A 17,681-nucleotide genomic window follows, 5' to 3' on the forward strand; every position below is an offset into this window, starting at 1 on the left:
TGGCACTTTTCGACAGCCCTCGCCGCCGTCGCCCTCTGGCCAGCGCGGGATGGCGACCGCCGACATCGGCGCGCACGCCGCGAGCGCGGCCATTTCACTCGGCGGCGTCGGCGAAGAGCTCCACAGGCGACGCGTCGATCGGCGGGGCCGCCCGCGAGGGCGCGCCGCCCACGCCGCGGTCGAGGGCGTCGCAGAGGAGCGCGCCGACGCCGGGGACGACGTTGCCGATCGCCTCGTCGGCCTCGCGCGGGTTCAACCACCAGAACGGGTTCAGCAGCCGGCGGATGTCGCGGAAGGAGCGTGCAGGACGGCTGACCTCCACCGTGAAGGCGAGCGTTCCCAGGTTGGCGTCGAGCCAGTCGTCCATGTCGCCGACCGTGGGGTACCAGTGCGCCGCCTGGCGTACCTCGTACCGCTCGCGCGGCAGAGCCTGGCAGAAGGCGTCGCCGAGCGCCCGGTACAGCGGCTCGCGCGGGTTGGGCACGTCGGTGTGCGCCCACGGGTAGAGCAGGAAGTTGCCGCAGCTGTGAAAGCCGATCGCGAGCGCAGGCCGCGTCTCCAGCGCGACGTCGCGCAGGGCGCGCGACTCGGGCTCCGAGAAGGCGTGCGGCCCCGTGTAGTGCGGCGACCACCGGAACCGCGAGCCCGCGAACGGGTGCAGCGGCCGCGACGAGGACAGCGGCGCGAAATTCCGGTTCAGATCCACGCCGCGGGCGTTGCAGCGCTGCGACGCCCGCCGCTCGCCGCGGAGGCGCTCCAGGTTGTCGGCGAACGCGTCGGGGTTGACGACCGGCACCACGACGAGCCGCGCCCGCGCCGCCACGCCCGCGCGCCCGCTCGCCAGGATCGACCGGACCGCATCGAGCAGCGCGAGCCCGCCGATCACCTCGACCCCGTGCATGAGCGACGTCAGCAGGAACGTCGGACCGAGCGGATTGCCGAAGTCGTAGCGCCGCAATGGCCTTCCGTTTGCGGACGTCCCGATCGTTATTTCCCGTCCGCCGTAGGTGCGCGCCAGGCGTGCCCAGGCGTCATCGAGCTGCGGGAGATCGGCGTAGCGGCCACAAAGATCGGGCGAGCGTGTCATCCCAGTGTCTCTTATGTGACACCGGAATGGCGGCGGACGCCAGCGGATTGAGTGGATTCACGTGGCGCGATTCCACGATTCGCGTGATTCGCGTCATCCGCGCGGCTGGTTGCGCTTGTCGCGCTGGTTGCCGTTTCGCGTCGCGAGGAGGGCCAGGCCCTCGAACAGGAGGTGCGCGCCGAGGTGGAGGGTGATGTCGGCGTGGTCCAGGGCGGGGCATACCTCGACGAGATCCATGCCCACCAGGTTGATCCCCGCGAGGCCGCGGAGCAGCTGGAACGCCTCGCGTGACGTGAGCCCGCCGGGCACGGGCGTGCCGGTGCCCGGGGCATAGGCCGGGTCGATGCCATCGATATCGAAGGAGATGTAGACGGGCGACTCGCCCGCGGCTGCCCTGATGGCGGCGGCGACCGCGTGAGCGCCGTCGCGGTCGATCCGATCCATGCCGTAGAGGGTAGCCCCGGCGTGCGCCGCGAAGGCGCCCTCCTCCGGGTGGCCCCACGTGGCGCGGATGCCGATCTGGTGGAGCGCGCTCCGCGCGATCAGCCCCTCTTCGATCGCGTTGCGGAACGGCGTGCCGTGGTGGAACGGCTCGCCCCACACCTCCGAGGTGCTCGTGTCGAGGTGCGCGTCGACGTGGACGACCGTGACGGGGCCGTGGCGCCGCGACAGCGCGCGGAGCACCGGGAGCGCGATGGAGTGGTCGCCGCCGACGACGAACGGGACCGCGCCGGCCGCGAGCACCTCGTCGACCGAGGCCTGGATCAGCTCGCGCACGGAGTCCGCGTGAAACGGGGGAAAGGGCACATTGCCCCCGTCGAGCACGTCGATCGCGCGGAACACGTCGACGCCGTGGCCGGGGTGATACGACTGCACGAGCGCGCTCACGCGGCGCAGCTCGTAGGGGGCGAACCGCGCGCCGGGGCGGTATGTGACGCTCCCGTCCCACGGGACGCCGAGGAGCACGGCGTCGGCGCCGGAATAGGCGGACGCGCCGGCCTCGTGGAAGCCCGCGGTCGGGAGGCGAAAGAACGGAGTCTGCCCGTGCCGCAGGTACGCGGCTGCTCGTTGTTGAGACATGAGATCTCCTACAGGCTCAAGAGGTCCAGGATCACGGCGCGGGCGCGGTCCGCGAGATCGGCCGCGCCGCCGTGATCGCCGAGCGGCGGGCCGAAGGCGACGCGGGCGCTCGCCTCTCGGCGGCTGGAGAAGCGGAGGAAATGGGGGAGGAAGGTGTCGTCGCCCGCCCAGCAGAGCTCCGGATCATCGTAGGTGATGGCCGTGGGCACGATGGGGACACCCGCGATCCGGGCGACGCCGAAGATGCCTTTCCGGAAGGGGAGGACCTTCTCTCCACGGGTGGTCGAGCCCTCCGGGAAATTCAGCACCGGGACGCCATGGCGAAGGGCCCGGAGCGCGCACCGGAGCACGCGCGCCCCGCTCGCCGGGCGCCGCCGATCGACGAGCATCACGCCGAGATCGCGCGCGCGATCGCCGATGATCGGCCAGCTGCCGATCTCCTGCTTCGCGATGGCGGTGCAGGGGGTGAGCGACGCGAGGAGGATCGGATCGAGGTAGCTGACGTGGTTGGCCACGATCACGAACGGCGACGCGGGGAGCGCGCCGGTCACGCGGACGCGCAGGGAGTGCTGCGCGCACAGGTCCCGGGCGATCCCGTGAAGGAGGCGCGCCCTCTCGCGGTGGCGCGAGGCGGGCAGCGTGGGCAGCAGGCTGGTCCGGAACATGGTGTCGAGCGCGAGCCCCATCACGCCGGAGAGCCGGCTGGCGATGGAGAGCGCCTCGGTCCAGGGCCGGTCGGCCGCCGCCGGCGCGCGGCGGCCGTGGTCGAGCGGAGCGGTGGTCGTCATGGTCTGTCGGCCTCAGGCCACCGCGGCGATGCCGCTGCTCTCCGCCGCGCGCGGCTCCTTCGCGTCCGCCTGGCGATCGACGAGCCCCACCTTCTCGAAGCGGGCCCGGAGGGCCATGAACGCGTCGCGATCGATGCGCGAGATGATGCGCGGGTGCCCGGTCCCGTAGAAATCGGGGCGGACCTCGATCTCCTTGGCGCCGAGCATGGCGTGCAGCGCCCGCGCGGCGTGGTTGTCCTCCTCGACGGTGAACCAGCACGACTCCGCCCATCCGAGGATCGACCCGACGAACGCGCGGAGGAGCGTGTGCGTCGCGCGGGAGCCCTGATACTCGGGCAGGACGGCGAGGGTCGTGCAGTAGACCTCCTTGCCGCGCGTGAAGGAGAGCAGGTAGCCCGCGGGCTTCCCCGCGGCCTCGACCATGAAGCAAGAGTCCTTGAAGAAGTCGCAGCAAAGGCGGATGTAATACCGCCCGAGCTCCCCTTCGCCCGCGTCGCCGAAGAGGGTCGTCTCCAGTTCCATCAGAGTCGAAAAGTCATCGCTTCGGAGCGTGCGCGCCACATAACGGCTCATCGTTGCGCCTCCTTATTCTAATTGAATCGTCGTTGTGGGCGCAGCATGCCGGGACTCCGTGGAGAACACGTCACAGGACCCCCGAGGTTGAGAGACACGTCGGGGGCGATGGCGCGTCAAGATGGCTGGGGAATCGCGTACGGAGGGTGCCAGGACGGCTATGTCATCGTGGCCTGAGGCGCTCTGCCGCTGTGGACGGGAGTGTGAGCGCGAGGCCGGCGAAGACCCGGGCGGTGTCGAGGAGCGCGGCGAGGCCCGAGGTCGAGCGCCATCCGCCGGTCACGCCGGTCCAGTGCTTCATGGGCACGAAGATGTTGCCGTCGGTGTACGGCGCCGCGCGATCCAGGAAGGTCGCGCGGATCGCGTAGGCCGCGAACAACCGCTCCATGAGGCCCGGGAAGGCGACGAACGCCGCGGCGGCGATGCGTCCCGCGGCGCCGACATACACGCTGCGCCGCGGCCGCTCTGCGAGCGAGACCATCGCCGCCGCGACCCGCTCGGGGTCGACGATCGGCCGCATCGGCTGGACGGCGCGGCCGGTCGTATTGCCGGCATGCTGGTAGATGGGGGTGTCGACCGTCGCGGGCAGGAGCGTGCAAACGTGGATGTCCGGGGTGCTGGAGAGCTCCTGTCTCAAGCAGGACGAGAGGCCCATGATCCCGAACTTGGAGATCACGTAGGCGCTCATCGTCGGCGCGCCGAACTTGCCAAGAGCGGAGACGTTGTTGATGAGCACCCCGGCGCCCTGCGCGCGGAAACAGGGCAGCACGGCCCGCACCCCGTGCACATAGCCGAGCAGGTTCGTCTCGATGACCTGGCGGTAGATCTCGTAGGGCGCCTCGTCCGCGCGCGCGTAGAGGAACACGGCGGCGTTGTTCACCCAGACGTCGATCCTGCCGAACACCTCGACGGCGGCGCGGGCGAGCGCTCGGACGGCGTGCTCTTCCCTCACGTCCGTCGGGACGGCGAGCGCCCGCGCGCCGACGCTGGCGCACTCGGCGGCGACCTCCTCGAGGGCCGCCTCGTTCCGAGCGGCGATGACGACCCGCGCGCCGCGCCTCGCGAACGCGAGCGCCGCCGCCCTGCCGATGCCCGATGACGCCCCGGTGATAACGACCACCGCGTCGCGAATGCACTTCCGCATGACTGGCCCCCTCCTGCGCGGTCTGCCTCGCATCGGGAGGAGAGCAACCCGCGGTCCATGCTGGCCCGGGTCGTGTCCCGGGAATCCGGGTCCGCGGGATGGAGCGGCGCTTCTCCTGCTCTCCCGCCCCCCGGTGTCCGGTCCCCAGTCTCCCGTCCGCGTCGTCGTGCTCGCCTTTCGTGCCTGTGCGTGTGCGCAATGCTTGATCGCGTGCCGAGGTGGACGCCTTCAACGCGTGAAAGCGCTCACTCGAAAATCGAGCGAGCACTTTCAAGGGCCGGGATGGGGTTCCGGGGATTCCAGCGGGCGCCTTCGAGCCTTGAAGGTGCCCGCTCGCGCGGCGAGTCGGCCTTTCAAGCGTTGAAATCGCCGACTCGGCGTCCGAGTCGCCGCTGCAACGCTTGCAGCGAGCGTTGCAGCGGCCGGGTTGTCACCCTCAAGCGTCGGGCTGGGCTTCTGGGCTCGCGGGCGCGGCGGGGCCGGCCTGCGGCTCGGCGGGCAGCTCGTCCGACACGCCGCTCGCGCGGTGGATCTCGGCGAGGTCGTCGAAGATCAGCGGGAGCAGCTCGGGCTTTTTGAGGTGGGCGAGCATCCCCCGGACCAGCAGCTTGTTGGCGTCGTAGACCTCGAGCCATGCCCTGCGCGCGGCGCCGACCTCGGGGCCGATCTCGAGCTTCTCGACGCGGGAGGCCCGCTGCTGCTTCTCGAGGCGCGAGAGCTTCTCGTGCGTCTCGGCGATCTCCTCGAGCCACATCTCGGCCCCGCGGATCTTCGCCTTCTGTCGCTCCAGCTCCTCGAGGATGTGCCCGACGCCGGCGGTGAGCTTGGTGAGCCGGCGGCGCGCGAGGATGCTCGGCACCTCGCCGCGAAAGAACAGCTTCGGGTCGACCGGGCGGCCCTTGAGCGAGTCGAGGTAGGATGCGAAGCGGGTCACGACGTCGCGCGCCTCGGCGAGGACGGCGGCGGAGTCGAGCTCGGGCGCGGGCTTCGGCTGGCGCGCGAGGACGTCCGCCATCGCCTGATCGGCGGCGATCTGCTGGCCGATGGCGAACTCGATCATGCCGTCGAGCGCGGCGAGCTTGCCCATCAGGACCGAGGCCATCTGCTCCCGCGCGAACTTCCCGTACGCCTTGGTCTCGAACGGATCGATGTAGGGGTCTGCCATGAGTACCTCCTGAGGTAGGGTGAAGCGGCTCAGGGTCGCAGAGGCGTGGCGAGGCGTGCAAGGGGGGGCGCACGGTTCCTTCGCCGCCGGGATCGGCGAGGCCGGCGTCGCGTCGGCATCGTGCGCGTGCGGGCGGCGGTTGCATGCCCGGCGGGGCATGGGCGAACCTGCTGTCGCCATGAGCAAGGTCACTGCGCTGGGGCTGGATACCGTGCACGAGGGCTCTGGCCATCAGATGACAGGAATGGCCGTGAGCGTGTGCACCACGCCGGCCGCGCCGAGCCCGCTGCCGATCCCCTATCCGACGATGGGCACGGTGGCCGAAGGCGTCATCGACGCGCCGATGCGGACGAAGATCGAGGGAAGGAAGATCCTCACGGTCGGCGGGTGCATGAAGGCGTGTCACGGCAACGAGCCGGGCACGTTGAAAGAGGTGCTGAGCCTGAACACGGGCGGCCCCTGTTTCCCGTGGCTCGGCGCGCCGAACGTGCTCATCGAGCTGGGGATGGCCGGGATCACCGGCAGCATGGGGCAGATGAACAAGTCGGTCACCGCCGGCGCCGGGACGACCGCGAGCGGGACGGGCGGTGTCGGGGGCGCGGGTGGCGGTGGTGCGGGCGGCGGCGCGGGGGCGCCGGGCGGGCGCGGACCGAGCGCGCCGGGTGGCGGTGGAGGGGGCGGAGGCGGGCGAAGCCACAAGGGGGCGACGGCGGGAAAGTCGTCGTCGCCGCCGGTGGACCAGTGCACGACCGAGGGGCACCCGGTCGATGTCACGGACGGCGCGGTGGTCGACGCGGCGACGGACATCTCGGTCCCGGGGAGGATCCCGCTCGTGTGGGCGCGGCATTATCGCTCGTCGCGGTGCAGCGAGCGAGACGCGGCGCTGGGGCCTGGCTGGGCGTTCTCGTACGAGCAATGGATCGAGGAGGGAGAGCAGGTCCTCGCGCTGCGCGACGGTGAGGGGCGGTGGATCTGGTACGAGAAGGTGGAGCCCGGGGAGAGCGCGTTCCACCGGCGCGAGCGGATCGAGCTCCACCGCGACGGCGCGCGGGAGTACGGGGTGGTGGAGCTCGGGTCGCGGCAGGTGCGGCTGTTCGCGGCGGAGGGTGGGTCGGCGAGGGCGCTCCTGCGGGTGATCCGCGATGTGCACGGCAACGAGATCCGGCTGGACTACGAGGGCGAGCGGCTCGTCCGGATCATCGACACCGCGGGGCGAGAGCTCAAGGTGCGGTGGAAGGACGGGCGGATCACGCGCCTGGAGCTGTGGGCGGAGCGGCGGCTGGGGCAGTGGGTGGATTATCGCTACGACCGCGCAGGCTGCCTGATCGCTGCGGTCGACGCGGTGGGCGGCGTGGAGGCGTACGAGGTCGACGTCCGGCACCGGATGACCGCGACGACGCTGAAGAACGGCGAGCGGTTCTGGTACGCGTACGAGAGCGACCACGGGCACCGGTGCCGGAGGACCGGCGGGCGAGACGGGCTGCACGAGGTGGAGCTGCGGCGCGACGCGGGGGCGAGGACGACCGAGGTCCGCGGCGAGGAGCCGCGGGTGTACACATGGAACGAGCACGGGCTGGTGACGCGCGCGGCGCTGCCGGATGGGACGGTGCTGTGGGAGCGGGCGTACGACGAGGACGCGCTCCTCGTCGCGGAGGTGAACGGCGCGGGCGAGGGGGTGCAGCGCTGGTACGACGCGCGCGGGAACGCGATCCGCGAGGTGGACGCGCTCGGCAACGAGACGCGGTGGGAGCACGAGGGCGACCTCGTGGTGCGCGAGATCAGCCCGGAAGGGCTGGTGACGCAGGTGGTGCGTGACGCGCGCGGCGAGGTGAGCGCGGTGTTGCTGCCGACGGGCGAAGCGATCTCGTTCGCGCGCGATGAACAGGGGCGGGTCACGGGCGTGTACGGGCACGGGGGCGAGCAGGAAGGCTTGCTGTTGGGCTACGAGCACGACACGCGGCACAACGTGGTCGCCGAGACCGACGCGCGAGGCGGGCGCACGGCGTACACGCATGATGGGATGGGCCGGCCGGTAACGAGGACCGACGCGCTCGAGCGGACGACGCGCGTGACGTACGACCCGATGGGGCGGCCGGTGCGCGTGGAGCGGCCCGACGGGACGAGGACCGTCGCGACCTACGATCGCATGGGCAACCCGGCGCGCCTGGTCGATTCCCTGGGGCAGACGACACAGCTGGCGTACGAGGGCACGGGCGTGCTGGCGCAGGTCGTCGAGCCGGGCGGGGGCGTGTGGAGGTTCGAGTACACGAAGAAGGAGCGGCTGCGCCGCATCACCAACCCGAAGGGCGAGCGGTACGCCTTCCGTTACGATGAAGCGGGCAGGGTGGCTCAGGAGGACACGTTCGACGGGCGCACGCTGCGCTACGGCTACCACGGCTCGGGGCGGCTCGGGCGCATCGAGCTCGCGGCGGACGGGACGTGGCGCGACCTGTTCTACGACCGCGCGGGCAACCTCACGGGCGACGAGACCCCGGACGGGCTGATCCGCTACGAGCGCGACCGGGTGGGGCGGCTGCACGGAGCCGTGCTCGAGGAGGCGAGCGGGCAGCGCGTCGAGACGTGGTTCGAGCGCGACCGGTTCGGGCGCGTGGTGTGCGAGCGGCAGGGCGACAAGGCGGTCCGTTTCCGGTACGACGCGCGCGGGCGGCGCGTCGAGCGGGTGATGCCGGACGGGGCGAGGACGCGGTACGCGTACGATGCGCTCGATGCGCTGAGCGCGATCGAGCACGACGGGCACCGCCTCGGGATCGAGCGCGACGTGCTCGGGCGGGAGCTCCAGAGGACGAGCGGCGAGATCGGCGAGGAGGGCGAGGCCGCGATCGCGGTGCGGAGCAGCTACGACGCGATGGACCGGCTGATCGACCAGCGCGCGACGGCGCCCGCGCCGGGGGTGCCCAAGGTGCTGGCGGCGCGGCAGTGGCTCTATGACGCGCGCGGGCGCGTCGAGCGCATCGACGACGCGCGCTGGGGGGCGACGGCGTACCGGTATGACCGCGTCGATCGGCTCTTGTCCGCGCAGCGCGGCGGCAGGCGCGAGGTGTTCGCGTACGATCCGGCCGGCTCGATCACGCGCATGCTCGACGAGCTCGTCGAACAGGGCGGCGTGGGCCTGCTGGCGCAGGCGCAGCAGGCGCCGGACGGGATGCAGCCGTCGTGGCAGATCGAGCGCGGCGGGGTGCTGCGCAGGACCGAGGCGGCGGCGTACGAGGTCGACGCGCGCGGTCGGCGGACGGCCAAGATGGAGCTGGCGCGCTACCGGGAGAGCCACCCGAACGGCGGGACCGTGACCGAGCAGGACATGACCCGGTACACCTGGGACTGCCGCGACCGGCTGCGCGAGGTGCGGCGGCCGGATGGCACGCGGGTCGCCATGACCTATGACGCCTTCGGGAGGCGGGTGCGCAAGGAGGTGATCACCACGGCCGTGGCGGGCCGGTCGCGCGCGGTGGAGTTCGTCTGGGATGGCGATGTGCTGGCGGCCGATGTCGACAGCGAGCGAGGAGCGCGGACGTTCGTGCACGCGCCGGGGACGTTCGTGCCGGTGTTGCAGCAGCAGGACGGGCGCGTGCTCACCTACGTCAACGACCACCTCGGCACGCCCAAGGAGCTGCTCGATCCACAGGGGCTCGTGGCGTGGTCGGCGGCGCACTCGGCCTGGGGGAAGGTCGCCGAGGTGTGGCGGGATCCGATCAGCGTGCTCAATCACAGGACCGCAGTTGAGTCGCCGTTCAGGCTGCTGGGGCAGTACGCCGATGACGAGACAGGGCTCTGCTACACGCGGTTCAGGTACTTCGATCCCGAGATCGGCGGGTGGTGCAGCCCCGATCCGCTGGGACTACATGGCGGGAGCAATCTTCTCAGCTGGGCTGGAGATCCAGCCAATACCATGGATCCACTCGGCCTGTCGAAGTACATGTATCGTGGAGACGACTACCGAGGCAAGACCGACCCGGTCGGGTATCCTCTGGGCAGCCCCGAGGCGAGCAGTGCCAACATACAAACGCCATGGGATCACGTGCAGAAGAAGCAGAGCAATATGACCAGCAGGTACACATCACTAGCAACAGAGCAAAAGAATGCGGCCAAGTTCGGATCGACCTACAAGATACCTAGAGAGGACATAGAGCAGCTCGAGAAGAGCGGAACTATAAAGGTATTAACACCCGAACACGTAAAGACGATGATGGAAAATGAAGGAATGTCCAAGCCCTCCATTCAGGGTGTAATGCAGGACATGAAAAAGAACAACGAGATCTTGATCGAGGGACAGATCCCCGCCAGCTACGTCAAGCAATGCAAGAAGTAGCAGGTAATTCCGCGGAGCTTCAGGCTGTGTTGGCGGGTCTGAAGAGCCAGGACCCCAGAGCGCGCCGGCTTTCCGCACGTAGGTTCGGCACGCTGCGGGTGAGCGATCCCTTCGGGGTGCTGAGCCCACTCCTCGAGTGTCCAGACCCTGGCACACGTCTTGCGGCGGTAGATGCGCTTGAAGACGTGATTGACGAACGCGCCATTCCGATCCTGCTGGAGATGGCAGCGACAGACACCTCGCAGGATGTGCGCGAAGCCGCGCTTCAGGAGCTCAACAAATATCGATCCGAAGACATCTTCAGGCTCCTAGTGTCCGAGGCGTTCCGTCCTCATCCTTCGCGCCGGCCTCGACAAATCATCGCCGAGCAGCTGAAGAACTATAACTCTGAGACATCCATAAATACACTGCTCAAGCTGACACAAGACCCGGACGTTTACGTCCAGGAGCGTGCCATTGAATCACTGTTCAAACTCAACAGGCCGCGCCTTCTGGAGTTCTGGGCGTCGGTGGAGCACAGCTGGGAAGGTACCTACTGGGGCGAGCTGGCGCGCACTGCTCTTCACCGCTTACCGAGCTCGAGTACAGATGAAATTAGAACACGCAGAAACAGAGCCATCAAGCGAACCACAACCAAGCATGCGCCTACACGCCAGCGAATCGGACCACCTCCAAGTCCACCGGCGGAGCATTTGGCGAACAAGGTGCAACAACCGACCCATGGCAGACCACCACGAGACCGAGCGGCGCATCTAAATGAAACATTGCGGCGTGTGAGCCGACAGTTTGCTCTCGATCTGTGGCCGCTCCTCTACAGATGTATTCTTGAGGAGGCAAGGAACAAGCTTGTCACGATGGGAGGGCGCCAAACCCGCACAGCATCGAGAGCGATGACCAGCGAAGCGAACAAACTGGTACGGAGAACAGCACCTGAGGGGATGACGCCTCGGCAGCGCCGCAGCGAGAGCCCGGTCGCATGGCCTCCTACGCGCCCAGCCGCTCCCACTTCCGCGCCGCAGCCCGCATGACCCGCGGCTTCCGAGGCCTCGACGAGCGGTCACACCGTGAGCGGTGCATCCCTGCGGTGCTGCTGCCGACGGGCGAGGCGACCTCGTTCGCGCGCGACGAGCGCGGGCGGCTCGTCGCGGAGACGAACGGCGCGGGCAACGCGCGACGGCGCCCGCGCCGGGGGTGCCGAAGGTGCTGGTCATGCGGCAATGGTCGTATGACGCGCGCGGGCGCGTCGAGCGCATCGACGACGCGCGCTGGGGGGCGACGGCGTACCGGTATGACCGCGTCGATCGGCTCTTGTCCGCGCAGCGCGGCGGCAGGCGCGAGGTGTTCGCGTACGATCCGGCCGGCTCGATCACGCGCATGCTCGACGAGCTCGTCGAACAGGGCGGCGTGGGCCTGCTGGCGCAGGCGCAGCAGGCGCCGGACGGGATGCAGCCGTCGTGGCAGATCGAGCGCGGCGGGGTGCTGCGCAGGACCGAGGCGGCGGCGTACGAGGTCGACGCGCGCGGTCGGCGGACGGCCAAGATGGAGCTGGCGCGCTACCGGGAGAGCCACCCGAACGGCGGGACCGTGACCGAGCAGGACATGACCCGGTACACCTGGGACTGCCGCGACCGGCTGTGCGAGGTGCGGCGGCCGGATGGCACGCGGGTCGCCATGACCTATGACGCCTTCGGGAGGCGGGTGCGCAAGGAGGTGCTCGGCGCGGCCGCGGTTGGCCTGCCGCGCGTGGTGGAGTTCGTGTGGGATGGCGATGTGCTGGCGGCCGATGTCGACAGCGAGCGAGGAGCGCGGACGTTCGTGCACGCGCCGGGGACGTTCGTGCCGGTGTTGCAGCAGCAGGACGGGCGCGTGCTCACCTACGTCAACGACCACCTCGGCACGCCCAAGGAGCTGCTCGATCCACAGGGGCTCGTGGCGTGGTCGGCGGCGCACTCGGCCTGGGGGAAGGTCGCCGAGGTGTGGCGGGATCCGATCAGCGTGCTCAATCACAGGACCGCAGTTGAGTCGCCGTTCAGGCTGCTGGGGCAGTACGCCGACGACGAGACAGGGCTCTGCTACACGCGGTTCAGGTACTTCGATCCCGAGATCGGCGGGTGGTGCAACCCGGATCCCCTGGGGATTGCAGGCGGGCCCAACCTGTTCGCGTTCGACGGCAGCCCGACCGCGCACATCGATCCTTTTGGGCTTGCCAAGGGTAAGGTCCTCGGTGAGGCAGGAAAGGCGTGGGAGGAAGAGGTCAGAAGAGCCAGCGGAGGCACATCTCAGATCATTGAGGGACGCGAAATTGACTCGGTAACACCTACAGAACTCATCCAGGCGAAGGACTCGCCGGCCGCGGTCGACAAGCCAAAGAATTTCCTCAGCAAGAGCACCAGAAACCAGATCAAGGAAACGGCCCGCCTCGCTGATGAGCGCAACAAGAAGCCGGTATATTGGTTCAAAGAGGAACCGCACCCAGAAGTACGGAGCTACATCGAAGGTAAGGGCGCCGAAGTACGCGTCGGCCTCCCCCCACCAACACAGGGGAAGTGCTCCTCTTAACACTCAAAACTCGAATAGGACTGACACGAGTCAATAGCTGCCCAGGCGCACCATGTCGTATTTTTACTCGGTCCGTGGCTGGCTGGAAGCATCACCCAGCGACTTCTCGAAGATCATATCTACCATAACTTCTCTCCGCGAGCGGTGGCAGAGTCACGACAAAGAGCGGCTCTACATGAAGGGCTGGTGCTGGAGCGAGGAACCCATCAACTGGACACGCTATCTGTTCTACGGCGCAGACGTCACAGAGGAAGGTCTGAGATTGCTCTGCGACACGATCCGCGAGCTCGCGCTCCTGAAGGTCGAGATCTCAGGATATTTCCACGCGCGAGGGGAAGATGGGGAGAACATCATCATTTACAGGGTCGACAACGACGTGTTGACCGAGGATAGGGCGTCAGCTCACGGCTCCTCTTGAGAGAGGCGAGCGCACCACGATTCCGACGAGGTTCCCGCGCAACGAGCGCCGACGGCGCGCGGGAGTACCGTGTCGTGGAGCTCGGGACGCGGCGCGTGCGGGTGTTCGCGGCCGACGGAGGCGCGATGAGGGCGCGGCTGCGGGCGATCCGGGATGTGCACGGCAACGAGCTCCGGCTGGAGTACGAGGGCGAGCGGCTCGTCGCCGAGACGAACGGCGCGGGTGAGGGGGGGCAGCGCCGGTACGGCGTGCGTGACACGCGCCCCGAGGCGCGTCGGCCGTCCGAGGCGCGTCAGCCGTAGAAGGGCTTGCCCGTCCTCGCCGCCTCGACGAGCGCCGGGGCGGGCGTCCAGCGCTTGCCGAAGCGGCGCTCGTAGATCTCGATGCGGCGGAGCACCTCCGCGGCGCCGAGGCTGTCGACGTAGCGGAACGGCCCGCCGCGGAACGGCGGGAAACCCAGGCCGAAGATCGCGCCGACGTCGCCGTCGCGCGGGCTCCGGAGGATCCCCTCGCCGAGACAGTGCAGCGCCTCGTTCACGAGCTGGAGCGAGCAGCGCAGCTGGATCTCCTCGATCGGCACCGGCGGGCCGTCCTTCGCCCTCGGCACCGGCAGCCCGAGCACGCCATAGACGCTCTCGTCGGCGTGCTTGCCCTTGCCCTTCTTCTTCGCCGCCGCGCCGTACAGGTACATCCCGCGCTCGTTCTTGCGGCCCCTGCGGTCGTCCGAGACCAGCCGGGCCATCGTGGGAGGCGGCGCGAGGCGGTCGCCGAACGCCTCGAGCATGATCGGGCCGACGTGCGCCGCCACGTCGATGCCCACCTCGTCGAGCAGCGCGAGCGGGCCGACCGGCCAGCCCCACGCGACGAGCGCCCCGTCGACCTGCTCGATCGCGACCCCCTCGGCGAGCAGCCAGCTCGCCTCGTTCATGTACGGCCCGAGGATCCGGCTCGTGTAGAAGCCGACTCCATCGTTCACGACGATGACCGTCTTGCCCTGCCGCTTGCCGACCGCCACCGCCGTCGCGACCACCTCGGGAGACGTCGCCTCGGTCCGGATGACCTCGAGCAACGGCATCTTGTGCACCGGGCTGAAGTAGTGCATCCCGACCACGTTCTGCGGGCGCTTCGACGCGGCCGCGATCCGGGAGATCGGGATCGACGACGTGTTCGACGCGAAGATCACCCCGTCCTTGCCGTGCTCCTCGACGTCCCGCAGGACCGCGTGCTTCACCGCGAGATCCTCGAAGACCGCCTCGATCACGAGATCGGCGCTCCGGAGGCCCGAGCCGTCCGTCGTCGCGGTGAGCAGCGCGAGCTTCTCGTCGCGCTCGAGCGGCGTGAGCTGCTTCTTCTTCACCCGCTCGCCGAGGATGTCGGCCACGTACTTGAGCCCGCGGCCGATCGACGCGTCGTCGCGGTCCCGGAGCCGCACGGGGATGCCGGCGTTCAGGCTGACATAGGCGATGCCTGCCCCCATCAGGCCGGCGCCGATCATCGCGATCTTCTCGACCTTTTTCGGCTGCACGGCGGGGTCGTCCACGCCGGTGTCCTTCTTCATCGCGTTCGTCGCGAAGAAGAGCTCCATCAGCCGGTGCGCCGTGCTCGACGCGACGAGCTCGCCGAACGCGCGCGCCTCGACCTCCTTCGACGCCTCGAAGCCCTTCTCTGCATAGGTCCTCAGCACGTCGATGATCCGCTCGGGCGCCGGGTAGTGCCCGCCGGTCTTCTTGCGCGCCTGCCGCGCTACCTGCTGGAAGAGCAGGGCACGGCCGATCGGGTTCCGCTCGAGGGCCGCGCGGGTGAGCGCGGCGGAGTCGAGCTTCGGCGCGCTCCCGCGCTTGGGCCGGAACGGCGGGCCGGCTTCGACACGCGCGAGCTTGAGCGCGAGCGCCGCGGCCGTCTCCCTCAGGATGGCCACGGGGACCACGTCGTCGGCGACGCCGAGCTGCCGCGCCTTCGAGGGGCGCATGTTCTTGCCGGTGAGGCCGTGGTCGAGCGCTACCTGGAGGCCGGCGCGCTCCGCGAGCCGCTGGAGCCCGTTGATGCCGGGGAGCAGGCCGAGCTGCACCTCGGGCAGGCCGAGCACCGTCTTCCGGTCGTCGCTCAGCACCCGGGCGTGGCAGGCGAGCGCCACCTCGAGGCCGCCGCCGAGCGCGGCGCCGTGGATCGCGGCGACGATCGGCTTCGGCGAGCGCACGATCCGCAGGATCGCCTCGTGGCCGGCCCGGCACATCGCCTCGGCCTGGGCCGGCGTGGCGACGCTCTTCAGCATCTCGATGTCGGCGCCCGCGATCCAGGTGTCGGCCTTGCCGGACACGAGGATCGCCGCCTTGATGAGCGGGTTGCTCGCGATCTGGCCCGCGATCCGCTCGAGATCGCCGGTGAACGTGGGCTTCAGCGTGTTCACCGCCTCTCCCGGGACATCGTAGGTGACGACGGCCACGCCGTCGGGGCGCACCTCGAGGGAGAGCGGGCTCGCGGCCGCGGGGGCCGGCGTGGCGGCGGCGGATGTCGTGGTCATGCGGCCTCCAGGACGACGGCGGCGCCGAGGCCGCCCGCCGCGCAGACGGTGAGGAGCGCGTGATGCCCGCCGCGCTTCTTGAGCTCGCGGAGCGTGGAGAGCACCATGCGCCCTCCCGTCGCCGCGAAGGGGTGGCCGAGCGCGATCGAGCCGCCGTTGACGTTGAGCTTCTCCGGATCGATCTCGCCGACGGGGGCGGACCGGCCGAGCTTCTCCGCGGCGAACGACGGCGACGCGAGCGCCTTCAGGTTGGACGCGACCTGGGCGGCGAAGGCCTCGTGCATGTCGACGAGGTCCATGTCGGCGAGCGAGAGGCCGGCGCGCTCGAGCGCCCGCGGCACGGCGAGCACCGGGGCCATCAGGAGCTGCCAGCCCGGGTCGACCGCCGCGTAGGACCACGACTTGACGTACCCGAGCGGCTGGTAGCCGAGCGCCTTGGCCTTGCCCTCGCGCATCAGGAGCAGGGCGCTCGCCCCGTCCGTGAGCGGCGACGCGTTGCCCGCGGTGATCGTGCCGTGCCGCCGATCGAAGGCCGGCGACAGCTTCGCGTAGGCCTCGAGGGTCGAGTCGTCGCGGACCACGTTGTCGCGCTCGACCGGCTTGTCGTAGGGCGGGGGGATCACGTGCATGACCTCGGCGGCGTACGTGCCGTCGCGCCAGGCGCGCGCGGCGTTCGTGTGCGAGCGGTGGGCGATCGCGTCCTGCTCGGCGCGCGAGATGCCGTTCTGCTTCGCCATCTTCTCGGCGGCCTCGCCCATCTGCTCGCCCGTGGTCGGCTCGCGCGAGAAGCCCGGGATCGGGGGCACGAGGTCCTTCAGCGAGAGGCGGGAGAGGATCTCCAGCCGGGCGCCGAGCGACCTGGCCTTCTGGAAGTCGGTCAGCGCGGAGGCGAGCTTCCGGGAGACGCCGAGCGGCACGTCGCTCATGCTGTCGGCGCCGCCGACGAGGGCGACGTGGTGCTGGCCGGCGAGCATCGCCTCGGCGGCGCTCGTCATGGCCTGGAGCGACGTCGCGCACGCGCGCGAGACGCTGTAGGCGTCGGTGTCCTTGGGCAGGCCGGTGCGCAGCACGACCTCGCGCGCGATGTTGAGCCAGTCGAGCGTCGGCACCACCTGGCCGTAGACGACCAGCGTGATGTCGCGCGGGGTCACCTCGCTCCTCTGGAGGAGCTCCTTGACCACCGTGGCGGCGAGATCGACGGTGCGCAGCGCCTTGAGCGCCGTCCCTGCCTTGGTGAACGGCGTGCGCAGCCCGGCAACGACCGCCACCCGGTCCTTGCCGCCCTTCCCATTCTTGCCTGAAGCCATGTCGACTCCTCTGCTGCCGGAGAGCCCATCGCGAGCCCGCCCCGCGCGCCCCGCGCAGCCCCCCGGATCCCGGCGTGCCAGCGCACACCGGTTGGGGCAATTCCCTTAGGTGCGCTAACGCGGCGTGTCAACCGTGGGCGGCGAGCGTGTCGCAGGCGGCGAGGCGCTCCACGAGAAAGCGACGTGGGAGGAAGAGCGGTTGGGACAGCCTGAGCGCTAATTTGGCCCACGGTTGAGCTTGCCGATAGCGTGGTTGGCCATGCGGAAACTCATTCTATGCAGTGCGTTGCTCTGCGGCGCGTCGGCGCTCGCTGGGTGTGCGACGTTTGCAAGCGACTCGGCGCCGGCGGCGCCGGGTTATGTGTATGTGTCCGGTCACAAGAACAACCAGCCTGCGATGTGGATGTGCCCTGACGCGCCGGGCAAGGCGGAGTGCACCGAGGTCGAGGTAACGACGGAGGCGAGCGAATGAAGCGTTCTTTGATTTTCGGGCTCTTGCTCGCGAGCCTCGGCGCGATCGGCTGTCAGGGGAGCTACACGAGCATCCGGCAGATCGACGGGACGCGGTACCACGTCACGCGCACGAAGCAGGGTTTCTTCAAGACCTACGGCACCGTGTTCGACTGCCAGGCCAAGGGCGACGCAATGACGTGCGTCGAGATCAGCGATCTGTGAGCTCCGCGCGGGGTCGAAAGGCGCCCGGCGCGTAGGG

15 protein-coding genes are annotated in these 17,681 nt (G+C 69.7%); 7 read left to right on the forward strand and 8 right to left on the reverse strand.

Features of this window, described 5'->3' with window-relative positions:
- Nucleotides 1–94: 94 nt before the first annotated feature.
- The 6 genes from WMF14_RS00230 to WMF14_RS00255 form a co-directional block, all read right to left on the reverse strand.
- Nucleotides 95–1,087 (reverse strand): M14 family metallopeptidase, encoded by a 993-nt coding sequence (locus tag WMF14_RS00230; RefSeq protein WP_437798138.1) that lies wholly within the window; start codon nucleotides 1,085–1,087, stop codon nucleotides 95–97.
- 93 nt (nucleotides 1,088–1,180) lie between these two features.
- Nucleotides 1,181–2,167 carry an agmatinase gene (speB, locus tag WMF14_RS00235; protein ID WP_437798140.1) on the reverse strand — a complete coding sequence of 329 codons (987 nt, stop codon included), beginning with the start codon at nucleotides 2,165–2,167 and terminating at the stop codon, nucleotides 1,181–1,183.
- An 8-nt stretch (nucleotides 2,168–2,175) separates the two neighbouring features.
- Nucleotides 2,176–2,955, reverse strand: coding sequence for a lysophospholipid acyltransferase family protein (locus WMF14_RS00240; protein ID WP_437798142.1), 780 nt, complete (start codon nucleotides 2,953–2,955; stop codon nucleotides 2,176–2,178).
- Nucleotides 2,956–2,967: 12 nt separating this feature from the next.
- Nucleotides 2,968–3,528 carry a GNAT family N-acetyltransferase gene (locus tag WMF14_RS00245; RefSeq protein ID WP_272097094.1) on the reverse strand — a complete coding sequence of 187 codons (561 nt, stop codon included), beginning with the start codon at nucleotides 3,526–3,528 and terminating at the stop codon, nucleotides 2,968–2,970.
- A 163-nt stretch (nucleotides 3,529–3,691) separates the two neighbouring features.
- Complete coding sequence (locus WMF14_RS00250; RefSeq protein WP_437798144.1) at nucleotides 3,692–4,672, reverse strand: SDR family oxidoreductase; 981 nt, start codon at nucleotides 4,670–4,672, stop codon at nucleotides 3,692–3,694.
- Nucleotides 4,673–5,108: 436 nt separating this feature from the next.
- Nucleotides 5,109–5,837 (reverse strand): hypothetical protein, encoded by a 729-nt coding sequence (locus WMF14_RS00255; protein WP_437798146.1) that lies wholly within the window; start codon nucleotides 5,835–5,837, stop codon nucleotides 5,109–5,111.
- 178 nt (nucleotides 5,838–6,015) lie between these two features.
- Between WMF14_RS00255 and WMF14_RS00260 the strand changes: the two genes are divergently transcribed.
- From WMF14_RS00260 to WMF14_RS00280, 5 genes are all read left to right on the forward strand, one after another.
- On the forward strand, nucleotides 6,016–10,164 hold the full coding sequence (locus tag WMF14_RS00260; protein WP_437798148.1) for a PAAR-like domain-containing protein: 4,149 nt from the start codon (nucleotides 6,016–6,018) through the stop codon (nucleotides 10,162–10,164).
- The gene (locus WMF14_RS00265; RefSeq protein ID WP_437798150.1) at nucleotides 10,152–11,192 is read left to right on the forward strand and encodes a HEAT repeat domain-containing protein; all 1,041 of its coding nucleotides are present in this window, start codon (nucleotides 10,152–10,154) and stop codon (nucleotides 11,190–11,192) included. The genes WMF14_RS00260 and WMF14_RS00265 overlap by 13 nt, the downstream gene beginning before the upstream one ends.
- Nucleotides 11,193–11,355: 163 nt before the next feature.
- A complete protein-coding gene (locus WMF14_RS00270; protein WP_437798152.1) occupies nucleotides 11,356–12,723 on the forward strand; it encodes a restriction endonuclease fold toxin in 1,368 nt (455 codons plus the stop codon).
- A 52-nt stretch (nucleotides 12,724–12,775) separates the two neighbouring features.
- On the forward strand, nucleotides 12,776–13,141 hold the full coding sequence (locus WMF14_RS00275) for a hypothetical protein (protein ID WP_437798154.1): 366 nt from the start codon (nucleotides 12,776–12,778) through the stop codon (nucleotides 13,139–13,141).
- 74 nt (nucleotides 13,142–13,215) lie between these two features.
- Entirely contained in the window at nucleotides 13,216–13,443 is a 228-nt protein-coding gene (locus tag WMF14_RS00280; protein ID WP_437798156.1) for a hypothetical protein, read from the forward strand.
- Here WMF14_RS00280 and fadJ read toward each other — a convergent pair.
- Together fadJ and fadI are read right to left on the reverse strand one after the other, a co-directional pair.
- The gene (fadJ, locus tag WMF14_RS00285) at nucleotides 13,434–15,662 is read right to left on the reverse strand and encodes a fatty acid oxidation complex subunit alpha FadJ (RefSeq protein ID WP_437798158.1); all 2,229 of its coding nucleotides are present in this window, start codon (nucleotides 15,660–15,662) and stop codon (nucleotides 13,434–13,436) included. The genes WMF14_RS00280 and fadJ overlap by 10 nt on opposite strands.
- Nucleotides 15,659–16,969 carry an acetyl-CoA C-acyltransferase FadI gene (fadI, locus tag WMF14_RS00290; RefSeq protein ID WP_437326908.1) on the reverse strand — a complete coding sequence of 437 codons (1,311 nt, stop codon included), beginning with the start codon at nucleotides 16,967–16,969 and terminating at the stop codon, nucleotides 15,659–15,661. Before fadI ends, fadJ begins: the two co-directional genes overlap by 4 nt.
- Before the next feature lie 259 nt (nucleotides 16,970–17,228).
- Here fadI and WMF14_RS00295 point away from each other — a divergent pair, with 259 nt between their 5' ends.
- Both WMF14_RS00295 and WMF14_RS00300 read left to right on the forward strand, forming a co-directional pair.
- The gene (locus tag WMF14_RS00295) at nucleotides 17,229–17,441 is read left to right on the forward strand and encodes a hypothetical protein (protein WP_437798160.1); all 213 of its coding nucleotides are present in this window, start codon (nucleotides 17,229–17,231) and stop codon (nucleotides 17,439–17,441) included.
- Nucleotides 17,438–17,644 carry a hypothetical protein gene (locus WMF14_RS00300; RefSeq protein WP_272097100.1) on the forward strand — a complete coding sequence of 69 codons (207 nt, stop codon included), beginning with the start codon at nucleotides 17,438–17,440 and terminating at the stop codon, nucleotides 17,642–17,644. Before WMF14_RS00295 ends, WMF14_RS00300 begins: the two co-directional genes overlap by 4 nt.
- The last annotated feature ends 37 nt before the right edge of the window (nucleotides 17,645–17,681 follow it).

This window comes from Sorangium sp. So ce693 (assembly GCF_051521375.1).
GTDB lineage: Bacteria > Myxococcota_A > Polyangia > Polyangiales > Polyangiaceae > Sorangium > Sorangium atrum.

Bases quoted from the DNA above. Each gene is read 5' to 3' on its own strand.
- WMF14_RS00230 (WP_437798138.1), bottom strand. From the start codon at position 1,087: ATGACACGCTCGCCCGATCTTTGTGGCCGCTACGCCGATCTCCCGCAG.
- speB (WP_437798140.1), bottom strand. From the start codon at position 2,167: ATGTCTCAACAACGAGCAGCCGCGTACCTGCGGCACGGGCAGACTCCG.
- WMF14_RS00240 (WP_437798142.1), bottom strand. From the start codon at position 2,955: ATGACGACCACCGCTCCGCTCGACCACGGCCGCCGCGCGCCGGCGGCG.
- WMF14_RS00245 (WP_272097094.1), bottom strand. From the start codon at position 3,528: ATGAGCCGTTATGTGGCGCGCACGCTCCGAAGCGATGACTTTTCGACT.
- WMF14_RS00250 (WP_437798144.1), bottom strand. From the start codon at position 4,672: ATGCGGAAGTGCATTCGCGACGCGGTGGTCGTTATCACCGGGGCGTCA.
- WMF14_RS00255 (WP_437798146.1), bottom strand. From the start codon at position 5,837: ATGGCAGACCCCTACATCGATCCGTTCGAGACCAAGGCGTACGGGAAG.
- WMF14_RS00260 (WP_437798148.1), top strand. From the start codon at position 6,016: ATGAGCAAGGTCACTGCGCTGGGGCTGGATACCGTGCACGAGGGCTCT.
- WMF14_RS00265 (WP_437798150.1), top strand. From the start codon at position 10,152: ATGCAAGAAGTAGCAGGTAATTCCGCGGAGCTTCAGGCTGTGTTGGCG.
- WMF14_RS00275 (WP_437798154.1), top strand. From the start codon at position 12,776: ATGTCGTATTTTTACTCGGTCCGTGGCTGGCTGGAAGCATCACCCAGC.
- fadJ (WP_437798158.1), bottom strand. From the start codon at position 15,662: ATGACCACGACATCCGCCGCCGCCACGCCGGCCCCCGCGGCCGCGAGC.
- fadI (WP_437326908.1), bottom strand. From the start codon at position 16,969: ATGGCTTCAGGCAAGAATGGGAAGGGCGGCAAGGACCGGGTGGCGGTC.
- WMF14_RS00295 (WP_437798160.1), top strand. From the start codon at position 17,229: ATGCGGAAACTCATTCTATGCAGTGCGTTGCTCTGCGGCGCGTCGGCG.
- WMF14_RS00300 (WP_272097100.1), top strand. From the start codon at position 17,438: ATGAAGCGTTCTTTGATTTTCGGGCTCTTGCTCGCGAGCCTCGGCGCG.